At 58.9% G+C, this 5,321-nt stretch carries 6 protein-coding genes; 2 read left to right on the top strand and 4 right to left on the bottom strand.

From position 1 onward, the window contains the following. From SO139_RS45370 to SO139_RS45380, 3 genes are all read right to left on the bottom strand, one after another. Positions 1–205: hypothetical protein (locus tag SO139_RS45370; RefSeq protein ID WP_449384477.1), on the bottom strand; the 205-nt coding region annotated here is incomplete at its 3' end. Between the two features lie 171 nt (positions 206–376). Next, complete coding sequence (locus SO139_RS45375) at positions 377–754, bottom strand: hypothetical protein (protein WP_449384476.1); 378 nt, start codon at positions 752–754, stop codon at positions 377–379. Between the two features lie 109 nt (positions 755–863). After that, positions 864–1,871: a chemotaxis protein CheB gene (locus SO139_RS45380; protein WP_449384475.1), complete on the bottom strand. Its 1,008-nt coding sequence runs from the start codon at positions 1,869–1,871 to the stop codon at positions 864–866. 378 nt (positions 1,872–2,249) lie between these two features. Here SO139_RS45380 and SO139_RS45385 point away from each other — a divergent pair, with 378 nt between their 5' ends. Next, positions 2,250–2,864: a hypothetical protein gene (locus SO139_RS45385; protein WP_449384474.1), complete on the top strand. Its 615-nt coding sequence runs from the start codon at positions 2,250–2,252 to the stop codon at positions 2,862–2,864. A gap of 764 nt (positions 2,865–3,628) precedes the next feature. Further along, the gene (locus SO139_RS45390; RefSeq protein ID WP_449384473.1) at positions 3,629–3,790 is read left to right on the top strand and encodes a hypothetical protein; all 162 of its coding nucleotides are present in this window, start codon (positions 3,629–3,631) and stop codon (positions 3,788–3,790) included. 1,132 nt (positions 3,791–4,922) lie between these two features. Here the strand turns inward: SO139_RS45390 and SO139_RS45395 are convergent. Next, a partial coding sequence (locus SO139_RS45395) for an alpha/beta fold hydrolase (RefSeq protein WP_498542083.1) occupies positions 4,923–5,321 on the bottom strand: 399 nt, incomplete at its 5' end.

Below are 5,321 nucleotides of genomic sequence, written 5' to 3' on the forward strand. Positions count from 1 at the left end.
ATCCCTCACCGCCGACCAGTCGCTCCTCGATGCAGCGGCGCAAAACGCTTTCGAACACGCGACGGAACAGATCGCTCCGGTATCTCTGAGTCGCAACCGCGGCCTTTTTCAACGGAATCGGCCAACAGGCGACATTCGCAGCCGGAGAGGAGCGCCGATGAGGGGTCTCGTCCCGGCACAGGTGGTGCAACGGCGCGCTGTCCAACTGAGCGCCAATTTATTCTCTGGACGAATACCCTCCAGACGGTGTCAAGTCAGACATCCCCGGCCAAGGCTCTGCCCGTAGGCGTCGGTGGCTGAGAGATCAGTCGTGCTCCTGCCTGCTGTATCGGAGGGAGCAATGCATGTCCGGTCGTTCGGAGTCTGACGCACATCGTCAACTTGTTCTTTGGTCGATCTCCGCGATCGTCCTCAAGATTTCCTTACGATGCCGCCGCATCGCCTCAAGACTAGACCGGATTCCATTGAGGAGTACTTCCGCCAACTGAACGTCGTAACCGAAGCGACGACGTGTTTCGATTTCCACGATTAGCCTGGAAGCGGCAAGTTCGGCGCTGGCGATGTGGGCGTCTGCTCCGGCGAGCCGCTGCAGCTCCGCTTGCCGATCCATCTTCATCGGCCGTCCTATCATCAGCTGTCGAGACCTCGCCAGTACCCAGCAGGATCGCTCCACAATCTCTGCCGTTTTCTCGAGACTTCGGCCGGCACGCTTAACGCAGCTTACCGCAATTTCAAGCGCGGGATCGGTTCGCATGGCCCATCCTTGCTGCCGCACGCGGTGGGCAGGTGTTCGGTTGCGGAGCTTATCTCAAAGCCCGTCGGGACAAGTTCCACCTTCCAACCGGGATTGCGGGGTGCTCAATTCAATCGTCCGCTTCACGGCCGGAAGGTTCAATCGACTTCAGCAGGGCACGACGAACGCTGTCGGCATGTTCGCGGTACTCCCTGGAACGCGCCTTGTGCGTATTTGCCTCGTCCGTCCACCCGCTGTTATGCGCCTCCTCTGCCAGACGTTGGAGCAGTTCGGCGCGTTCCTCAATGATGCGCAATCCGACTCGCAATGCTTCATCGACTCGACTCTCCTGCTGCTCGGCGAGCACGTCGGCATTATAGGCGTGTCCGACCTGACAGCGAAAGCGCAATGGACTAACCAGCTTGAGCTTCGAGAGGACCCCGCCGCAATCCGGGCAAGTGAGCTCAGTGGCATCGGCGATTTCGCGGATCAGTTCGGCGCCGATTCCTTCGCCGGCGGCGATTTGAACCTCGAGCAGGAGATCGGCGGGAATTGATACCGATAAACCTGGAGGCGCACGAACCAGATCTGGAAGCAACTTGCCGATCTGCGCAGCCGGAACGCAGAAATCGACAGTCGTTGATTTCGTGGCTCGGATCGGCATTTCATCGGCATTGGCTTCCGCAGGGTCTTGCACCAACGCGAGGCCGGCACACCGTTTGATAGCGCTGAGGCCAGCAGAGCCGTCGGAAAGCAGCCCGCTCAACACGATCCCGATCGCGCGTGGCCCGTAGTTCAGTGCCGCCGAGCGGAAGAGCGGATCAATTGCAGGCCGTGCGAGGTTTTCACGCGGGCCACGTCCTAGGATCATATGACCGTCAACGAGCATCAGATGATGGTCGGGTACAGCCAAATAGACGTGACCGTTTTCGAAGCGCATACCGTTTTGAGCCTGGCGCACAGGCAGCTTGCCGGCAGCTCTGGCTACGCTCTTGAGAATGCCAGCGCCCTGGGCTGGCATGTGCAGAACAATGAACACAGCCGCAGGCAGGTCGACCGGCAGTCGGCTTAATATTTCTCCCAGCGGTCCGGTGGCTCCAGTCGAGCCTCCGATGACCACGACGTTTCGGTTGGCCATGGAACCATCCCGCATTCTAGCTGCAAGTCAACGTTCCGGGTCGTCGGTGGTTCGTTCGGTTGATGAGCAGCGTCTTCGGCCTGCAGTATCGGACGGTAAGTCGCCTTCGGGTCAACACCGGTAATACTCTGACCGAGCGGAATATTTCCGCTTAGCCCTCAAGATCGGACATCTGCGAGTTAATGAGCACACGCCCCAGCAGATTTCCCATTTCGATCAGCATTTGGATATTGCGACCAAGCGCCCAGCAGGTCCGCCATCGGAAGCTCATATCGCTTGATGGGGAGGGGGTGAGTCAATTTGACTCACACAAGCTCCTTGCGAAAATGCGAGATGAACGAGCCTGATACTCTCCTCATTCCAGCGAGGAGCTCTCGCGTGACCGATCTTACTTACAATCTGAACGGCGGTTTCAAGCCGACAACGAAGAGGTTTGCTGACCTCAGTGGACCGGACTTTTTCCCGACGCCGGCTTGGGCGACGTTCGCAATGATCGATAATGAAAAGTTCGACGGCGAAATTTGGGAGTGCGCGTGCGGTGATGGCAGCATGTCCCGTGTTCTGGAACAGACTGGCCAATCCGTTCGCAGTTCTGATTTGTATGATCGTGGCTACGGGGAGGCCGGCATTGACTTTCTTCATGCAGAGCAGACGGCCGACAACATCGTGACCAACCCGCCCTATAATTGCGCCGAGGGTTTTGTCGCGAGCGGCATCAAGCTGGCGAAGCGAAAGTTCGCCCTTCTCCTGCGTTTGGCCTTCCTAGAGGGCGCGAACAGAGCGAACACGATCTTTTCCAGAACGCCACCCGCCCGTGTCTGGGTCTACAGTGAGCGCATTACCTTTTACCCAAGCGGTGTCGAGCGGAAAGGCGGTGGGACAACTGCCTATGCCTGGTATGTGTGGGACAAAGAGGCGGAGGGGTCGTCGCCTAAACTGGGTTGGCTAGACGGCTACAAAGCAAGGTATGCTCAGCCGCGCCGCTCCGAATAAGATCAAGCACGAGGGCAGAACCACGAGGTGAGCCCAACTTCCGGAAAGCGCGGTGACATCAGCCGCAGACGCATGAACTCATCAAACGCGGGTCGGTGTAAGCGAGGTGTTTCACCGGAGCCCAACCGGCCGCGCCAGAGGCCCCGATCGAGGCAGGAGCGGTCTTGGCCTCGACGCGCAGCGGCAGGCCGCTCGGAGAGATATGGTCGCGCTCCAAGAGAGTGCCGAAAATTCGCTGCAGAACCGAAAATTCGCTGCAGAACTAGGTTATGAAAAAAGGGGTCAAATCGACGGACAGCACCTGCGCTTGCCTTCGAGCACCGCTTATGAGGCCGTCGCGCTGGGTGTCACTCGACCTCGACGATCATCTCGACTTCGACAGCGTTGTTGAACGGAAGCCCCAGCCGTCGCAAGGGCAGAGCGGCTGTGCTTTCCTGCCTCTTCACCGGATACCTCCGCCATTAAATCGGAAAATCCGTTTATACCTTGGCTAGTCACCAAGATCGTCAGCGGAGTGACCATCCCAAAGACTTTTGCGGCGCGCTTCACATGATCTAGGCTTTTTCGCTAACATGATAAGCCCACCCGTCTTTCACCAGATCGATAGTCCCACCCCCGCTCCCCAAGCTGCGGACGACGTTTAATTTCATCATTCCCCCGCCCGAAGAGCCACGTCCCCGATTGGCGCTCTCTTGATAACACCGGCTCGACGATCGATCTTCTGCGAACAGGAACAAACACAGTGCCGGAGAAGTTGAAACTCAATGGGAGCTGTGAAGCAAATCCGGAAACAGGCTGTCGTGGCCGAACGGGTGGCCGCCCGAACGGCTGACGCCTTTGTAGCCGACCAGATGAAGACATTGGCCGACGCATTCCGGGCTCAGGCTGACACCATTAAGAAAAACAAGAAAAAGAAGAAAAAATGAGCTTTACTGTCAAAGGCAGGTGCAAGCACGGCGAGCTGGCTCATCGCAGGAGTACGCCCGAAGCGGCACTCAAGAAAGCCTGGGAGCTCGCTAAAACAGGCTGCTACGATGTGCACATTGTAACCCCGGAAGGTCGAGACTACGCCGCTCCGGAGTTCGGCGACCTCCCTCGATCGCCTAGCGCGCGGCGACCCAGTCAACGTACCTTGGCCCATTGAAGTTGGTACGTGGCTCGAGCTACATGAGAGGGAATGTATGTGCGGCTGCTGAAAGACGTCGGCCCCTAGCAGCCCGCTGGCCTCCGACGCCCCACCCCGATATTGGCCTGCGGTAGCTGAACGCACGCGATGCCCGCGCCCTGCAGATCGAAGTTAGCCAAAGGCTCCCGAGCTGAACGTTCGCTTTTGAATAGTGAGGGCCAAGTCGGCCGGTTGTCCCCAACTGTTAGCTCATCCTGGGTGCGGCCAGCATCATGCCGATCAGATAAACCCCGGCGAGGCTCAGCCCTACGATGCGGGCAGCATTTCGGCTTTTCGTTAGGTAAGGCCGCAAGCGCCGATAGGTTGCAAATTGGTCTGGTGCTGCAGCCGCGCCTGAACTTTACCGCCACCACCCCGCCTGCACCGCCAGCGGCGACGCTCCCGCAGAGAAGCAGTGATCGACGTCGTTCCGCCGGACGCGGGGGTGGAGCAAAAACCAGAAGCGCGCCTATGTCATCCCGACAATCGGCCCACTCATGGATGCGAGGGATTGGGGCGACGAGATGCTGAGGCTCGAATTGAAACGACCTGCTGACCGGCGGTTTCGAGCTGTCGCTGACCGATTTCACCGAAGACGAGCTTTCTAAGCTATCGGTCGGCGTGGCTGAATTGGAAGCGATGGCGGAATCGCCCGGGTTCTTTCTCTATGGCGAGCGGTGGGAGATCGTCGAGCGCGCCATCGCTGGGGCTACTAAGCCGCGCGACCCAGACAATCCCAATCGATCCCGCAAAGCAATGCACTCGCCGCGATCTGAGCCGAATATCTAGCGCGACCCTGATCCGGGCTACGCAACGGCCGCTGTGCAAATAATCGCGAGCGCGGCGAAATTAACGACGGCCACGTTCCGCCGCACGCATTGCAACAAGAAAGCCTACGCGCTTCTCGCCGGTGCGGTGAGCGCCAGCGCCGCCACGGCATCCGCTATTTCAGGCGTATTTGCATAGGTAGCCATGTGACCGGCATCCTCGACCAGATGTAGCAGAGAGCGGGGCAACGCCTCGTGCAGGCGGCGCGACTGGTCGGCCTCGATGAGCCGATCACCCTTTCCATGCACGATCCTGACGGGACACCGGATGCCCCGGTATTGAAGCTGCAACTGCGAGGCAGCTGGAATAAGGAATGCACTCTCCTCAGCGGCCGCCCTCAACTGCTTGGGCCGGAGAGACAACGAGATTGGAAATTCGTTTTTGAATTCCGGCGGAATGGCACGCGGTGCGAAAAGCAAGCTCGTCAGTTTCGGCATAATGGCCCACGATAGCATGGGCGAGAT

This window comes from Bradyrhizobium sp. UFLA05-89 (genome assembly GCF_059803475.1).

Coding starts and splice junctions, on each gene's coding strand:
- SO139_RS45375 (WP_449384476.1), bottom strand. CDS start 754: ATGCGAACCGATCCCGCGCTTGAAATTGCGGTAAGCTGCGTTAAGCGT.
- SO139_RS45380 (WP_449384475.1), bottom strand. CDS start 1,871: ATGGCCAACCGAAACGTCGTGGTCATCGGAGGCTCGACTGGAGCCACC.
- SO139_RS45390 (WP_449384473.1), top strand. CDS start 3,629: ATGGGAGCTGTGAAGCAAATCCGGAAACAGGCTGTCGTGGCCGAACGG.